Source organism: Streptomyces sp. NPDC047014 (assembly GCF_040644195.1).
Classification (GTDB): domain Bacteria; phylum Actinomycetota; class Actinomycetes; order Streptomycetales; family Streptomycetaceae; genus Streptomyces.
Genome location: NZ_JBEYVX010000078.1, coordinates 14,842 through 29,234, shown reverse-complemented (window position 1 = coordinate 29,234; position 14,393 = coordinate 14,842). Strand labels below are relative to the sequence as shown.

Annotated in this window: 12 protein-coding genes; 9 read left to right on the top strand and 3 right to left on the bottom strand. The window is 73.9% G+C overall.

All coding sequences use genetic code 11. From position 1 onward, the window contains the following. Positions 1–251: 251 nt before the first annotated feature. Entirely contained in the window at positions 252–626 is a 375-nt protein-coding gene (locus ABZ873_RS27890) for a hypothetical protein (RefSeq protein ID WP_360877357.1), read from the top strand. 192 nt (positions 627–818) lie between these two features. After that, a complete protein-coding gene (locus ABZ873_RS27885) occupies positions 819–1,184 on the top strand; it encodes a metalloregulator ArsR/SmtB family transcription factor (protein ID WP_360877362.1) in 366 nt (121 codons plus the stop codon). A gap of 52 nt (positions 1,185–1,236) precedes the next feature. Here ABZ873_RS27885 and ABZ873_RS27880 read toward each other — a convergent pair whose 3' ends face one another. Further along, positions 1,237–2,181 (bottom strand): CPBP family intramembrane glutamic endopeptidase, encoded by a 945-nt coding sequence (locus tag ABZ873_RS27880; protein WP_360877353.1) that lies wholly within the window; start codon positions 2,179–2,181, stop codon positions 1,237–1,239. A gap of 106 nt (positions 2,182–2,287) precedes the next feature. On the opposite strand from ABZ873_RS27880, the gene ABZ873_RS27875 reads away from it, so the two are divergent. The 3 genes from ABZ873_RS27875 to ABZ873_RS27865 all read left to right on the top strand — a co-directional run bounded on the left by ABZ873_RS27875 (position 2,288) and on the right by ABZ873_RS27865 (position 6,307). After that, the gene (locus ABZ873_RS27875; protein WP_360877350.1) at positions 2,288–3,313 is read left to right on the top strand and encodes a LacI family DNA-binding transcriptional regulator; all 1,026 of its coding nucleotides are present in this window, start codon (positions 2,288–2,290) and stop codon (positions 3,311–3,313) included. 165 nt (positions 3,314–3,478) lie between these two features. Next, positions 3,479–4,678 (top strand): thiolase family protein, encoded by a 1,200-nt coding sequence (locus ABZ873_RS27870; protein WP_360877347.1) that lies wholly within the window; start codon positions 3,479–3,481, stop codon positions 4,676–4,678. A gap of 189 nt (positions 4,679–4,867) precedes the next feature. Then, a complete protein-coding gene (locus ABZ873_RS27865) occupies positions 4,868–6,307 on the top strand; it encodes an aldehyde dehydrogenase family protein (RefSeq protein ID WP_360877344.1) in 1,440 nt (479 codons plus the stop codon). Between the two features lie 50 nt (positions 6,308–6,357). On the opposite strand, the gene ABZ873_RS27860 is transcribed toward ABZ873_RS27865, so the two are convergent. After that, positions 6,358–8,127 (bottom strand): cytochrome c biogenesis protein DipZ, encoded by a 1,770-nt coding sequence (locus tag ABZ873_RS27860; RefSeq protein WP_360877341.1) that lies wholly within the window; start codon positions 8,125–8,127, stop codon positions 6,358–6,360. Between the two features lie 326 nt (positions 8,128–8,453). Between ABZ873_RS27860 and ABZ873_RS27855 the strand changes: the two genes are divergently transcribed. After that, positions 8,454–9,326 carry a DUF4394 domain-containing protein gene (locus ABZ873_RS27855; RefSeq protein WP_360877338.1) on the top strand — a complete coding sequence of 291 codons (873 nt, stop codon included), beginning with the start codon at positions 8,454–8,456 and terminating at the stop codon, positions 9,324–9,326. A 211-nt stretch (positions 9,327–9,537) separates the two neighbouring features. Here ABZ873_RS27855 and ABZ873_RS27850 read toward each other — a convergent pair whose 3' ends face one another. Further along, positions 9,538–11,613, bottom strand: coding sequence for an MMPL family transporter (locus ABZ873_RS27850; protein ID WP_360877335.1), 2,076 nt, complete (start codon positions 11,611–11,613; stop codon positions 9,538–9,540). A 315-nt stretch (positions 11,614–11,928) separates the two neighbouring features. Between ABZ873_RS27850 and ABZ873_RS27845 the strand changes: the two genes are divergently transcribed. The 3 genes from ABZ873_RS27845 to ABZ873_RS27835 all read left to right on the top strand — a co-directional run bounded on the left by ABZ873_RS27845 (position 11,929) and on the right by ABZ873_RS27835 (position 14,353). Next, positions 11,929–12,411 carry a peroxiredoxin gene (locus tag ABZ873_RS27845; RefSeq protein WP_360877332.1) on the top strand — a complete coding sequence of 161 codons (483 nt, stop codon included), beginning with the start codon at positions 11,929–11,931 and terminating at the stop codon, positions 12,409–12,411. Positions 12,412–12,488: 77 nt separating this feature from the next. Then, positions 12,489–12,884 carry a thioredoxin family protein gene (locus tag ABZ873_RS27840; RefSeq protein ID WP_360877329.1) on the top strand — a complete coding sequence of 132 codons (396 nt, stop codon included), beginning with the start codon at positions 12,489–12,491 and terminating at the stop codon, positions 12,882–12,884. Positions 12,885–12,925: 41 nt separating this feature from the next. Then, entirely contained in the window at positions 12,926–14,353 is a 1,428-nt protein-coding gene (locus ABZ873_RS27835; RefSeq protein ID WP_360877327.1) for an NAD(P)/FAD-dependent oxidoreductase, read from the top strand. Positions 14,354–14,393: the final 40 nt, after the last annotated feature.

Below are 14,393 nucleotides of genomic sequence, written 5' to 3'. Positions count from 1 at the left end.
ACCGCGCGGGCGCCGGGGACTGGAGTACGACGACCACGGCGGTGGCACAGGCCGGCGAGTGCGGGGTCCGCCGCCTTCCCTGCGGCATATGCCTCCGGCCCGGACATTTCCCCCTTGAGTAGACATTCCACGCAATCCCCTGTTCCCCTCACGTCCTCGCGCACGCTCGGTAGCGTGAAGCTCACAAGTGATCCGGTGCGGGTGGGACTTGAGCGCCGGACGTGGACCGTGCAACCAAGGGAGCGGACGCCGTGGCGAACGTAGAGGTGTCGTTGAAGGAGACGATCACGTCGATCGAGGGGGCGGTGGGAGCCGCGCTCGTGGACTACACCAGCGGTATGGCACTGGGCACCATCGGCGGCGGCAAGGACCTGGACCTGACGGTCGCCGCGGCCGGGAACACCGATGTGATCCGGGCCAAGGTCCGCACCATGGAGATGCTGGGCCTCAAGGACGAGATCGAGGACGTCCTGATCACCCTCGGCGGCCAGTACCACCTGATCAGGCTGCTCAAGCGCCGTGGGAACGACGGGCTGTTCCTGTACGTCGTACTCGACAAGACCAAGTCCAACCTGGCCATGGCCCGCCATCAGCTCAAGCGCATCGAGGCCAACCTGGACCTCTGACAGCGGTATTTCCGCGCCCACGCATGCCCACAAATTGAAGAAATCTTCAATCCGGCAAGTCTGAAACCGGTAATACATGGGTGTGCGTGGGCCGGTCCGCACGAATGATGGGTACCGGTGGCCGGCCGGGCAGGCTGCACGCCCGCGCGGCCCCGGCCGAGGTTTGACGCAACAGCAGGAGCACCCATGGGAATGCAGGTACCCCTCTACCAGGCAAAAGCCGAGTTCTTCCGCATGCTCGGGCACCCGGTCCGCATCCGTGTCCTGGAACTCCTGCAGAACGGACCCGTCCCCGTACGCGACCTGCTGGCCGCGATAGACGTCGAAGCGTCCAACCTCTCGCAGCAGTTGGCGGTACTGCGCCGCTCCGGCATCGTGATCTCCATCCGCGACGGGGCGACCGTCAGCTACGCCCTCGCCGGCGGCGATGTCGCGGAACTCCTGCGCGCGGCCCGGCGGATCCTCACCGAGCTCCTGGCCGGTCAGACCGAACTCCTCGCCGAACTGCGGCAGGTGGACCCGCAGAGAGAGGGGGCGGGCAGAGGCACCGGCGGCTGACGGACCCGACCACGGAACGGCGCGGCCCGCGGAATCGGCCGCGGCCCGCCGGTCAGCCGCCGCCCGCGCGCTCGCGGCGGCGCGTCATCCACAGCACGGCCGCCGCGTAGAGCAGCAGGACGGGCACGTCCACCGCCACCGCCGCCGCGTCCATGTCGGCGGCGGTCTCGTCCGAGTCCAGCCCGCCGGCGAACGCGGCCGCGATGCTCATCGACACCAGGTTGTTGAGGACGTGCAGGGCGATGGCGGCCTCCAGACCACCGGTACGGACGGTCAGCCAGCCCGTCACCAAACCGAACACCACCAGATCGGCGAAGCCCCAGACCGTGCCCCAGCCATGGGCCGCCGCGAACAGCACCGCCTGCGGGGCGATCGCCACCCACGGCGAGCGGAACCACGAGCCGACGGCCTGGAGCAGCCAGCCGCGGAACATGTACTCCTCGGCCGCCGCCTGGAACGGCACCAGCACCCACAGGACGGCGAGCGCGGTGAGGAAGGCCGAGGTACCCGCCCACTCCGACCCGCCGTCCCCGTCCGGCGGGGACGGCAGCAGCGCCAGGATCCCCATCGTGAGCAGGGCCAGCGGCAGCGCCGGCGCGAGGCACCCGGCCAGCCGCCGCCACCGCAGGCGGCCCTCGACCGAGGCCACCGTCCCCGGCGCGCGGCCCTGCACGGCGTACGCCGCCAGCAGGACCACGGGGGTCGCCAGCGCTATCGCCAGCAGGGAGAGGGCGAGATCACCGAGGCCGCCCCAGGTCACCATGCCCTCGGCGTCGACCGGCCGGTCCAGGACCACCCCCGCGGTCTCCGTGACGGCGATCACCACCAGCATCAGCAGGAAGGCGCCCCCGAACACCATCCCCGTCCCGGCCACCGGCCGCCACCACTCGTGCCGCCCGGCGACCAGGCCCATCCGGTGGTAGGCCGCGGGCGGCGGCGGTATCGGGGCCGCCGGGGGCGGCGGTGCCGCCTCGTGAAACGTCGTCTCGCTCGTCATGGCACCAGCATTGATCATGACCTCGGTCTCCGGCATCGATCATGGCCTCCGTTTCCGGCCATCCGCCGGATCCGAGGCCCCGCCGCTCTGGAAGGATGCCTCGGCAATGGCTCACTCATCGATCCCGCCGCAGCCCAAGGCGCCGACGCCCCCCGTCCCGACCAGCGCGGACGTGGCCCGGCGCGCGGGCGTGTCGCGCGCGACCGTCTCGTACGTGCTGAACAACGCCGAGGCCGTCCGCATCAGCGAACCCACCCGCCGCAGGGTCCGCGAGGCCGCCGAAGAGCTCGGCTACGTCCCGCACGCCGCCGCCCGCAGCCTGCGCGCCGGACACACCCGCATCGTGCTGCTGCCCACCTCGCACGTACCGGCCGGACCGCTCTACAGCACCTTCCTCGACGAACTCCAACGGGCCCTGCGCCGCCTCGACTACACCGTCGTGCAGTACGGCAGCCTCGGCCTCGGCGGGGACGAGGCCGCGCGGGCCTGGGCCGAACTGCGCCCCGTCGCGGTGATCTCCCTCGGCGAGATCACCCTCTCCGCGCACCACGTGGCCACCCTGCGCCGGGCCGGCGCCCGCGCGGTGATCACCATGGGCCCGGAGACCGTGCCCGGGGCGCACGCCCTGGTCATGGACCAGCGCGAGGTCGGCGCCCGCGCCGCCGCCCACCTCGTCGAGCGAGGACGGCCGCGGATCGGGGTGGTGGTGCCGCGGGAGGAGGGCATGGGCCTGTTCTCCGCGCCCCGGCTCGCGGGCGCCCGCTCCGTCCCGGGCGCGTGGGTCGAGCCGCTGCCCCTGGCCTGCTCGGAGGAGTCGGCCGCGGCGCTCGCGGCCCGCTGGCGCTCCCTGCGGCTGGACGGGGTCTTCGCGTACAACGACGAGTACGCGATGCTCCTCATGCGGGCCCTCCAGGACGAGGGGCTGCGCATCCCCGAGGACGTGGCCGTCGTCGGCGCCGACGACCTGCTCGTCGGGCGGCTGCTGCGGCCCCGGCTCAGCACGGTCCGCATCGAGATGCCCACCGGCGACCACCTGGCGGCGCTGGTGGACCACGCGGTACGGGAGCCGGGCGAGGTCACCGAGCGGCACGGCCTGATGCGGGCGGAGGCCGTGCACCGGGAGTCGACCTGAACCGGCCCGGCGGCCGCTGCGCCCCTCCCGGGGGCCGTTGACAGGCGGTGACCTGCGGACGGAGACTGCGGGCGCGCCCCACCGGGCGTGCCCGGCGGCGTGCCCCGGTGTCCACACCGGCACCGCCGCGCCGCCGCCCGTACGGATCCGCCCAGGAGAGCCCCCATGAGCATCCGCACCGTCCGCGACGTCTACGTGGTCGACGCCGTCCGCACCCCGATCGGCAAGTTCGGCGGCGCCCTCGCCGGGGTCCGGCCGGACGACCTCGCCGCGCATGTGGTGCGCGCGCTGGTGGACCGTACGCCCGACCTGGACCCGGCGCGCATCGACGACGTGGTCTTCGGCGACGCGAACGGCGCGGGCGAGGACAACCGCGACGTGGCCCGGATGGCGGTGCTGCTGGCCGGGCTGCCGGTGAGCGTCCCCGGGGTCACCGTCAACCGGCTCTGCGGATCCGGCCTGGAGGCCGTGATCCAGGCCGCCCGGGCCATCGCGCTGGGCGACGCCTCCGTGGCCGTCGCGGGCGGCGTCGAGTCCATGAGCCGCGCCCCCTGGGTGGTGCAGAAGCCGGAGCGGGCCTTCCCGGCCGGACACCAGCAGATGTGGTCGACCACGCTGGGCTGGCGGATGACGAACCCGCGGATGCCCGCCGACTGGACGGTGTCCCTCGGTGAGGGCGCCGAACTCGTCGCCGACAAGTACGCGATCACGCGTGAGGCCCAGGACGCCTTCGCGCTGGACAGCCACCGCAAGGCCGCGGCCGCCTGGGCCGCCGGTCTCTACGCGGACGAGGTCGTCCCGTACGAGGGCGTGGACCTGGCGCGCGACGAGTGCATCCGCGAGGGCTCCACACCCGAGGCGCTGGCCCGGCTCAAGCCGGCCTTCCGTACGGACGGCCGGGGCACGGTCACGGCCGGCAACGCCTCCCCGCTCAACGACGGCGCCGCCGCGCTGCTGCTCACCGACGAGGCGGGCCTGGCCGCCACCGGCCGGGAGCCGCTGGCCCGGATCAGCGCCTCCGCCGTCACCGGGATCGAGCCGCAGCTCTTCGGCCTCGGCCCGGTGGACGCCGTGCGGCGCGCCCTCGGCAAGGCCGGGCGCGGCCTGGGTGACCTGGGCGTCCTCGAACTCAACGAGGCTTTCGCGGCGCAGGCGCTGGGCTGCCTGGCGGCCTGGCCGGAGCTGGACCCGGCCGTGGTCAACCCGCGCGGCGGCGCCATCGCGATCGGCCACCCGCTCGGCGCCTCGGGCGCCCGGCTGGCGGGCGCGGTCGCCCACCAGCTGGCGGCGGCGGGCTCCGGCACGGGCATGGCGGCGCTCTGCATCGGGGTCGGGCAGGGCATCGCCCTGGTCCTGGAGCGCTGACGGCAGGGATGGGTGGCCGGGACCCGGGCGCGGGTCGTCCGGCCACGGCGTCGATCGTTTCCGGTCAGGGCGCGCCGTCAACTGCCCTATAACTGAACAGAGATGATGCCTCCGGTCTGGCACGATGGCGCGTGCCGCCGCCCCCCTCGTCCGGCACCCCGCCCATCCCCACCCGGAGGCACCCGCGCCATGCCGCTCCTCGATCCGACGCTCTGGCAGGACGGACCCACCCTCACCGGCGGCGAAGCCCCCGTCGTCGAACCCGCCACCGGCCGCACCCTCGCCACCCTCACCCTCGCCGCCCCCGCCGACGTGGCCGACGCCGCCGAACGCGCGCGGGCGGCGCAGCAGGACTGGGCGCGCACCTCCCACCCCGAGCGGGCGGCCGTGCTGCGCCGCGCCGGGGACCTCTTCACCGCCCACGCCGAGGAACTGCGGCAGTGGCTGGTGCGCGAGTCCGGCTCCATCCCGGGCAAGGCCGGCTTCGAGCTGCACGTGGCCGCGCAGGAGTGCTACGAGGCCGCCGCCCTCGCCTCCCGCCCGGCCGGGCAGGTGCTGCCCAGCGAGGCCCCCCGGCTGTCGTTCACCCGCCGGGTGCCGGCCGGTGTGGTCGGAGTCGTGGCCCCCTTCAACGCCCCGCTGATCCTCGCGATCCGCTCCGTCGCCCCGGCCCTCGCCCTCGGCAACGCCGTGCTGCTCAAGCCGGACCGGCGCACCGCCGTCTGCGGCGGGCTCGCGCTCGCCGCCGTGTTCGCCGCCGCCGGACTGCCCGCCGGGCTGCTGCACGTCCTGCCCGGGGGCGCCGACACGGGCGCCGCCGTGGTCGCGGACCCCCGGGTACGGGTGATCTCCTTCACCGGATCCACCGCCTCCGGCCGGGCCGTCGGTGAACTGGCGGGCCGTCACCTCAAGCGCGCCCACCTCGAACTGGGCGGCAACTCCGCCCTCGTCGTCCTGCGCGACGCGGATCTCGACGCCGCCGTCGCCCAGGCGTCCTGGGGCTCCTTCTTCCACCAGGGCCAGATCTGCATGACCGCCGGCCGCCACCTGGTGCACGCCTCGCTCTACGACGAGTACGTGGAGCGGCTGGCCGCGCGCGCCGAGGAGCTGGCCGTGGGGGACCCGTACCGCGAGCAGGTGCACCTCGGCCCGCTGATCGACCGCGCCCAGCTGGAGCGGGTCCACGCCCTGGTGGAGGCCAGCACCGCCGCCGGCGCCAAGCTCGTCGCCGGAGGCACCCACCGCGAGCTCTTCTACCGCCCGACCGTGCTGGCGGGCGCCGGGGACGACACGCCCGCCTACGCCGAGGAGGTCTTCGGCCCCGTGGCGCCCGTACGGTCCTTCGCCACGGAGGACGAGGCGGTGGAGCTGGCCTCCGCCGGGCCCTACGGCCTCTCCCTCGGCATCGTCACCCGCGACGCGGCACGCGGGCTCGACCTGGCCGCGCGGATCCCGACCGGCATCGCGCACATCAACGACCAGACGGTGAACGACGAGGCGGTGGCCCCCTTCGGCGGGGTCGGCGCCTCCGGCACCGGGGCCCGCTTCGGCGGCGAGGCGAACCTCGACGCCTTCACGGAACTCCGCTGGACCACGGCCCGTACCACGCCCGCCGGGCACCCGTTCTGAGGAGGGGACCGCCGGACGCCGGGGACACCGGCGCCCGGCGGTCCCGACGATCAGCCGAAGGTGAAGGCGAAGGCTTGCAGCCCGGGTGTCAGGCGCAGTTCGAGCCGTGCCCGGCGGGCGGTGTCGTCATCGGTGAGCCGGTACAGGGTGGGTGCGCCGTGGACCTGGACGGTCCTGCTCCGCTCGCCGTCCACGAGGACGGTCACGGTGCCCTCACCGGCGAGTACGAGGTTGGCGTTCCTGGCCCGGTAGGTGAGGGCGAGGCGGGCGTCGGGGCCGGCGGTGAACTGCTCGTAGGCGGCGGTCCAGGTACCGGCGAGGGCCAGCTGGTTCAGGGGGACCCCGCCGGCCGGGAGGGCGTACACGGCCGGCTTGTCCTTGACCAGTTCGGGGGTGCCGGCATAGCCGCGGATACGGCTGGTGCTCAGGTAGGTCTCGGGGGTGCGGCCTGCGGTGAGCTCGTCGTTGCCCTGGCCGGTGGCGGCCGGGAGCCGGACGGCGGGGTCCGCCTGCTCGAGGAGGTCGCGGATCAGGCCCTCGGTCTGGGCGTAACGGCCTTCGCCGAAGGTGAAGTAGCGGACGGTGCCCTGGGCGTCGATGAGGTACTTGGCGGGCCAGAACCGGTTGCGGTAGTTGTCCCAGGTGTCGAGGTCGTTGTCGAGGGCCACGGGATAGGTGACGCCGAGCTTGCGTGCCTGGTCGGCGACGTTCCCGGCGTCCTTCTCGAAGGCGAACTCGGGCGAGTGCACGCCGATGACCGTCAGGCCCTTGTCCCGGTAGGCCCGGTCCCATGCCTGGACGTGGGGCAGGCTGCGCTGGCAGTTGATGCAGGAGTAGGTCCAGAAGTCGATCAGCACCACCCTCCCGCGCAGGGAGGCCAGGTCCAGGGGCGCTCCGCCGGGGGTGTTGAGCCATGTGCTGATTCCGGCGAGCTGCGGGGCCGCCCCGCAGGAGCGCAGTTCGTTCACCCCGTCCTCGCAGCGGGCGAGATCCTTGTTGGAATCGTCGTAGAGGCCGGAGAGCTTCTGCCGGGCCGTGTCGTTGTCCTCGACCTGCTTCTGCGCGGCGGCGGTGTAGTCGGGCAGAGCCTTCTGGAGCGCGGTGGTGACGTCGAAGGCGAGGGCGAAGGCCAGCGCGATCATGAGGACCCCGGCGACGATGCGGAGCCTGCGGGCGCGGGTGCGGAAGGCGGCGACACGCTCGGCGACCCGGCGGCCGGCCAGGGCGAAGACGAGGAGCGGGATCGCCGTGCCGGTCGCGAAGGCGAGGGTCAGGACCACGATGTCGCCGTTGATCTCGCCGCGGGCGCCCGCGACGGTGATGGCGGCGAGGACGGGCCCCGCGCAGGGGACGTAGAGCAGGCCGAGGCCGAGGCCGAGGACGAAGGCGCTGCCCTCCTTGTTGACCTGGCGCTGGGGGATACGGGCGAAGGGCTTCTCCAGCAGGCGTTCGACGGGCGGGAAGACCAGGCCGAGGCCGATGAGGACCAGGAGCGTGAGGCCGACGTAGCGCAGGATGTCCTGCGGAAGTCCGAGCGCCGAGATGATCGTGACGCCGAGCAGGGTGAAGAAGCTGAAGCTGAGGACCAGGCCGGCGACGACCGCGTAGGGGCGGCGGTTGCGGGGCGGCCTGGGCGGTGCCGCGACGAGCAGGCTCCCTTCGGATTCCGGACCGGTCTTCTCCCGCGGCCCCGGAGCCGGCGCGGAGGGCTCGTTGCCGGGGCCGCCCGCGAGGAAGACCACCGGCAGGACAGGGAGGATGCACGGCGAGACGGCGGTGATGAGACCGCCGAGCAAGCCGATCAGGGCAAGGGTGAGCATGGCAACCGCTTCTGCCGTGGAACGCTGGTCGCGTCCGCTTGAGGGCTATTCGGATCCACCGCGGACCCGGATGGGCGCGAGGAGCCCCCTTGCCTTGCGGATGCGCGCCTTGATGCTTGATATGCCGCGCATATGCCGTCCACCTGCCGTGTGGAGGCCGCATCTGCCCCCGTGTCTCCGCTTCACTCCGCCGGAGCAATCAGGAGCGATTCCTGTGCGCCATGCGGGTGGCCTCCGGCCGTCCGGCCCGTCTGGCGTGGACCCGGCGGCGAAGCCCCGGTGAGCCGCCGGCCGTCCCGGCCGGCGCATCCGATCCGGGAGTTCCCATGCAATACCGCACCGTCACCGCCGCCACCGCTGTTGTGCTGGCCGCCCTGTGCGCGGCCCCCGCGCTCGCCGCGGCCGACAACGGGCCGCAGACCCGGCCCGCGATGGAGCGCAAGGGCGGGCTGAGCGCGATCGGCCTGACCGGGGATCAGCGCCTGGTCGAGTTCGATGTCAACGCGCCGTCGAAGACCTGGTCGCTGGGCAAGGTCTCCGGACTGAGGGGCGACAGCAAGCTCGTCGGTATCGACTTCCGCGTGCAGAACGAGAGGCTGTACGGCGTCGGAGACAAGGGGGGCATCTACACGCTGAACACCATGAACGCCAAGGCCATGAAGGTGTCGCAGCTGACCGTGGCCCTGTCGGGCACCGCGTTCGGGGTCGACTTCAACCCCGCCGCGAACCGCCTGCGGGTCATCTCCGACACCGGCCAGAACCTGCGCCACAACATCGACGACGCGGCGGCGCCGCTGACCACCACCGTGGACGGCACGCTGACCAACCCGACCATGCCGCCGTCCACCGCGCGGGGAGTCACCGGCGCCGCCTACACCAACAACGACCTGAACGCCGCCACCGCGACCTCGCTGTTCGACCTGGACACGATGGCCGACCGGGTCTCCCTCCAGTCCCCGGCCAACGCCGGCACCCTGGCCCCCACCGGCAACCTCGGCGTGAACGCCGGCCTGGACTCCGGCTTCGACATCTACTACGACCCCGCGGCCGGCACCAACCACGGTTTTGCCGTCCTCGGCACCGGCAGCGGCTACCGGCTCTACGGCGTGGACGTGCTGACGGGGAAGGCCACCGACAAGGGCGCCTTCGCGAAGGGCACCCAGGTGACCGACCTGGCCCTGCCCATCGCCCAGAAGTAGCACGGGAGGCGACGTACACGTGCCGGTGGCCCGGCACCTCCGGTCCGGAGATGCCGGGCCACCGGGCGTCGTGGCCGCGTCCGCAGGGCTGTTCGGCCCGGCTCCAGACCCCGGAGCGGAAGATCCCCGGCCGCTCGCATCCGCCCTTCGGCGGCATCCGTCCCGCGGAGTGCTCCCTCTCGGACGAGTGAGCCGCTGGTCCTCCGCACGCTCAGGGCGTGAGCGCGGAAGGCACGCCGGACTCCGTGTCGTCGGCCGCCGGAGCGGGCGCGGGAACGCGGCGGCCGGCCGGCCGGTCCGCAGGCAGGCGGGCGGGCCACCAGGCGCGGTGGCCGAGGTCGAGGATGAGCGCCGGGACCAGGAAGAGCCGTACGAGGAGGGTGTCGATCAGGACGCCGATGGCGACGATGCAGCCGATCTGGGCCAGGTAGAGCAGGGGCATCACCGCCAGGGCCGCGAAGGTGGCCGCCAGGATGATCCCGGCGGCGCTGATCACACCGCCGGTGGTCACCAGCCCCCGCCGTACACCGGCCGCGGTACCCAGTTCCATGGCTTCGGCGCGGACGCGGTGGACGAGGAAGATGTTGTAGTCCACACCGAGTGCGACCAGGAACACGAAGGAGAACAGCACCACGGCCGGCTCGGTGGCGGCACTGCCGAGGAGCAGGCGGAAGACGAGGGCGGAGGCGCCGAAGGCTGTCAGGAGGCTGAGCCAGGCGGCCGCGACCAGCAGCAGCGGCAGCAGCAGGCAGCGCAGCAGGACGATCAGTACGGCCAGGACCACGCCCAGCACCAGCGCCGTGATCAGCCGGTGGTCGCGTACGGCCGCCCGGTGCAGATCGGCCAGCTGCCCGCTCTCGCCGCCGACCAGCGCCCCCGTTCCGGCCAGTGAGGCGCGGAGCCGGGAGACCGTGGCCCGTGCCTGCGCGCTGTCGGGGGCGTCCGTCAGTGTCGCCAGGATCCGCACCCGGTCCGGGCCCGCCGGGGCGACGGCGGTCGTGGCCGCCACGCCGGGGGTGGCCGCGACGGTGCTCCGCGCCCGGGCGGCTCCGGCGCGCGGAACGACGACGACCGCGGGGCTGGCGGTACCGGCCGGGAAATGCCGGGCCAGGAGGTTCTGCCCGGCCACGGAGGGGGCGGCGGCCGGCAGGGCCCGGTGCAGGGGGACACCGGACTGGGTGAGCAGCGGAGCGCAGGCGGCTCCCGCCGCGAGCACGACGAGGCATCCGAGCCAGAAGCGGCGCGGCCGCCGCTCCATCGCCAGGCCCGCCCGCACCCACCGGTCGCCCGCGCCCTCGGCCGTACGGCGGGGCCGCAGGGCCTGCGGCCCGCACAGCATGAGGGCGGCGGGCAGGAAGGACAGGGACACGGCGGCGGAGGAGGCCATGGCGATCGCCACCGCCGGCCCCAGGCTCCGGTCGGAGGGCAGGGTGCTGGAGCCGAGGGTGAGCATCGCGCAGGCGATGGTCGCCGCGCTGGCGAGCACGGGCGCCCGGGTGGCCCGGTACGCCCTGGTCATCGCCCAGACCGGGGCCACGTGCCCGGCTAGCTCCTCGCGGTGGCGGGCCGTCAGGAGCAGGGCGTAGTCGGTGCTGGCTCCGATGACCAGGACGAAGACGATGCCCTGCGTCTGGCCGTCGATCGCCAGCAGGCCGGGGCGGGCCAGCGCGTACAGGACGGCGCAGGCCACGGCCAGAGCCATCAGCGCGCCGCCGATCACCAGCAGCGGCAGCAGCACACTGCGGTAGACCAGCAGCAGGATCAGCAGGACGCCGCCCAGGGCCACGCCCAGCAACGCGCCGTCGGTCTCGGCGAAGGCGCCGTCCAGATCGGCTCGGGCGGCGGCGGGTCCCGCCAGGTGGACGGTGGTCCCGGGGACGGCGGACGCGGCCTCGCGGACGGCGGCGAGCCGGGCGGGCAGATCGGCGGGACCGGCCGGGATCACCGCGGTGACGGCCATACCGTCGCGGGCGAGCACCGGAACGGCAGCCGGGCCGGGCCCGGAGAGGCGGTCGGCGACCTGTCCCGCCGCCTCCAGCCGGCTGGCGGTGATCCGTTCGCCCGGCGCATCAGGGGTCCAGATCACGGCGAGCGGCAGCGGCTGGTCCGCGCCCGTGGGATCGAGCAGGGCGGCGACCCGGGCGGACTCCGATCCGGCCGGCGGCCGCGTCTCCTGGCCGGCCGGGGCGACGTCGCCCAGGAGGACGGTGCAGGGGGAGGCGAGCAGGGCCAGCAACAGCCACAGCAACACCATGCGCACCGCGCCCGCGCGATGGAACCTCCGCATGACGACGTCCCTCCGGTTGGTCCCGCCCGTGCCCTGACCGACCCGCCGCCCAGGGGCGCCCTGGTCTTCATCTACTCGCTTGCTTCGGCGCGCGGGCGGGAGCGGGATGGGCCCGGTCGGCCGACGTCACCCGAACGGCCCCCATGGGTTCCGGAAGCCCGGGGTGGCGTAGGGTCCCCATCCACCGGTCCGGCGGCTCCGAAGAAGCTCCGAAGAAGGGGACACCGGCACGCGGCACGGCCAGGACCTCCGGCACCCGCCGGCGCCGGCGCCGGCGTACCGGACGCCCGCGACCGCATCGCACGAGGAGCACGCATGCCCAGCACCCCGAAGACCGGGACCGTCCCCGGGGACTTCCGCCTGCCCGGCGGCCGGCTCGGCGGAGGAACCTTCCACCGGAGCGACTACAGCCTCCACGCGCAGCGCGGGAACCCTGTGATCCTCGCCTTCTACCCCGGCGACGACACACCCGTCTGCACCGCACAGCTGTGCTCCTACTCCGACGGACTGGAGCAGCTGCAGTCCGCGGGGGCGGTGGTCTGGGGGATCAGCGCCCAGGACCTCGACAGCCACGAGCGGTTCGCCCGGTCCCGGAATCTGCGGATGCCGCTCCTGTCCGACCCGGACCGGGCCGTGGCGCGGTCCTTCGGCATCACCGCGCCCCTGATCGGCCTCAGGCGTTCGGTGTTCATCATCGACGCCGAGGGCCGCCTGCACTGGAAACACGTCACCGCCGTCGGCGCCACCTTCCCCCCGGCCACCACCCTGGCCGCGCAGCTCGCCACCCTGCCCGCCTGAGCCCGTACCACGACGGAATGCTGGGGGCGGGTCGTTCGTTCAAGGAGCACAAGGATCGATCAGGAGGTCTGGACACCGTGGCTACAGTCGAGCTCACCAAGGAAAACTTCGACCGGACGGTCAGCGAGAACCCTTTCGTGCTGATCGACTTCTGGGCGGGCTGGTGCCGGCCGTGCCTGCAGTTCGCCCCGGTCTACGAGAAGGCGTCGGAGGCCCACCCGGACCTGCTCTTCGCCAAGGTCGACACCGAGGCGCAGCAGGAGCTGGCCGGAGCCTTCCAGATCACCTCGATCCCCACCCTGATGATCGTCCGCGACCAGGTGGCGATCTTCTCCCAGCCGGGCGCCCTGCCCGAGGCCGCGCTCACGGACCTGATCGGGCAGGCCCGCGCCCTCGACATGGACGAGGTCCGCGCCAAGATCGCCGCAGGTCAGCCGGGTGACGGCCAGGGATCCGGCACGCCGGAGGCATGAATACGTGACGCGGCCACGGATCAGCGGTGAGACTGGGCCGCATGACTGAAGCCGTGGAGTACGACGTCGTGGTGCTCGGCGGGGGGCCGGCCGGCGAGAACATCGTCGACCGGACCCGCGCCGCCGGGCTGAGCACGGCCCTTGTGGAGAGCGAACTGGTGGGCGGCGAGTGCTCGTACTGGGCCTGCGTGCCCAGCAAGGCACTGCTGCGCCCGGTCCTGGCCCGGGCCGACGCCCGCAGGGTGCCGGGCCTGGCCGGAGCCGTGCAGGGCCCCCTGGACACGGCGGCGGTGCTCGCGCACCGCAACGCCTGGGTCGGGGACTGGAAGGACCAGGGCCAGATCGACTGGATCGATTCGACCGGCGCCGATGTGTACCGAGGCCACGGGCGGCTCTACGGGGTGCGCAAGGTGGCCGTCACCAGCCCGGAGGGCGAGCACCACGTGCTGTCGGCCCGGCAGGCGGTGGTGGTCGCCACCGGAACCCGGGCCGTGGTCCCCGATCTGCCCGGCATGGCCGAGGCCCGCCCCTGGACCAGCCGGGAGGCCACGTCGGCGCAGCACGTGCCCGGCCGCCTCCTGATCGTCGGCGGCTCCGTGGTGGCCTGCGAGATGGCCACCGCCTGGCAGGGGCTCGGCGCGCAGGTCACCCTGCTGGTACGGGACTCCGGGCTGCTGCCGCGGATGGAGCCCTTCGCCGGTGAGCTGGTCGCCGACGCGCTGCGCGAGGCCGGGGCGGAGGTCCGTACGGGCGTGTCCGTCGAGTCGGTCGTACGGGACGGCTCCACCGGGCCCGTCACCGTGGTGCTGGCCGGCGGTGAGACCGTGGAGGGCGACGAGCTGCTGATGGCGACGGGCCGGGCGCCGCGGACCGAGGACATCGGGCTGGACACCATCGGGCTGCCCGCGGGGGAGTGGATCGGGGTCGACGAGACCTGCCGGGTCCCCGGGCACGACTGGCTGTACGCGGTGGGGGACGTGAACCGCCGGGCCCTGCTCACCCACCAGGGCAAGTACCAGGCCCGGATCGCGGGCGACGCGATCGTCGCGCGGGCCACGGGCGCGCCCACCGACACCGGACCGTGGGGCGCGCACGCGGCGACCGCCGACACCCGGGCCGTCCCGCAGGCGGTGTTCACCGACCCGGAGGCCGCCGCGGTGGGCCTGACGCTGGCCGAGGCGGAGCGGGCGGGCCACCGGGTGCGCGCCGTCGACTACGACCTCGGCAAGGTCTCGGGCGCCGGGCTGTACGCCGACGGCTACCGCGGGCGGGCCCGGATGGTCGTCGACCTGGACCGGGAGGTCCTGCTCGGGGCGACCATCGTGGGGCCGGGCGCGGCCGAGATGGTGCACGCGGCCACGGTCGCCGTGGTGGGCGAGGTGCCGATCGCGCGGCTCTGGCACGCGGTGCCGGCCTTCCCGACGGTCAGCGAGCTGTGGCTGCGGCTCCTGGAGACATACCGGGGGTAGTGCGCCGCCGCTGTCGACAAGGCCCCCGGGGTTCACCGCC

Excerpts from the sequence above, each read along its gene's own strand:
- ABZ873_RS27845 (WP_360877332.1), top strand. The coding sequence starts at position 11,929 with ATGCCCAGCACCCCGAAGACCGGGACCGTCCCCGGGGACTTCCGCCTG.
- ABZ873_RS27855 (WP_360877338.1), top strand. The coding sequence starts at position 8,454 with ATGCAATACCGCACCGTCACCGCCGCCACCGCTGTTGTGCTGGCCGCC.
- ABZ873_RS27885 (WP_360877362.1), top strand. The coding sequence starts at position 819 with ATGCAGGTACCCCTCTACCAGGCAAAAGCCGAGTTCTTCCGCATGCTC.
- ABZ873_RS27875 (WP_360877350.1), top strand. The coding sequence starts at position 2,288 with ATGGCTCACTCATCGATCCCGCCGCAGCCCAAGGCGCCGACGCCCCCC.
- ABZ873_RS27880 (WP_360877353.1), bottom strand. The coding sequence starts at position 2,181 with ATGACGAGCGAGACGACGTTTCACGAGGCGGCACCGCCGCCCCCGGCG.
- ABZ873_RS27860 (WP_360877341.1), bottom strand. The coding sequence starts at position 8,127 with ATGCTCACCCTTGCCCTGATCGGCTTGCTCGGCGGTCTCATCACCGCC.
- ABZ873_RS27850 (WP_360877335.1), bottom strand. The coding sequence starts at position 11,613 with ATGCGGAGGTTCCATCGCGCGGGCGCGGTGCGCATGGTGTTGCTGTGG.
- ABZ873_RS27870 (WP_360877347.1), top strand. The coding sequence starts at position 3,479 with ATGAGCATCCGCACCGTCCGCGACGTCTACGTGGTCGACGCCGTCCGC.
- ABZ873_RS27835 (WP_360877327.1), top strand. The coding sequence starts at position 12,926 with ATGACTGAAGCCGTGGAGTACGACGTCGTGGTGCTCGGCGGGGGGCCG.
- ABZ873_RS27865 (WP_360877344.1), top strand. The coding sequence starts at position 4,868 with ATGCCGCTCCTCGATCCGACGCTCTGGCAGGACGGACCCACCCTCACC.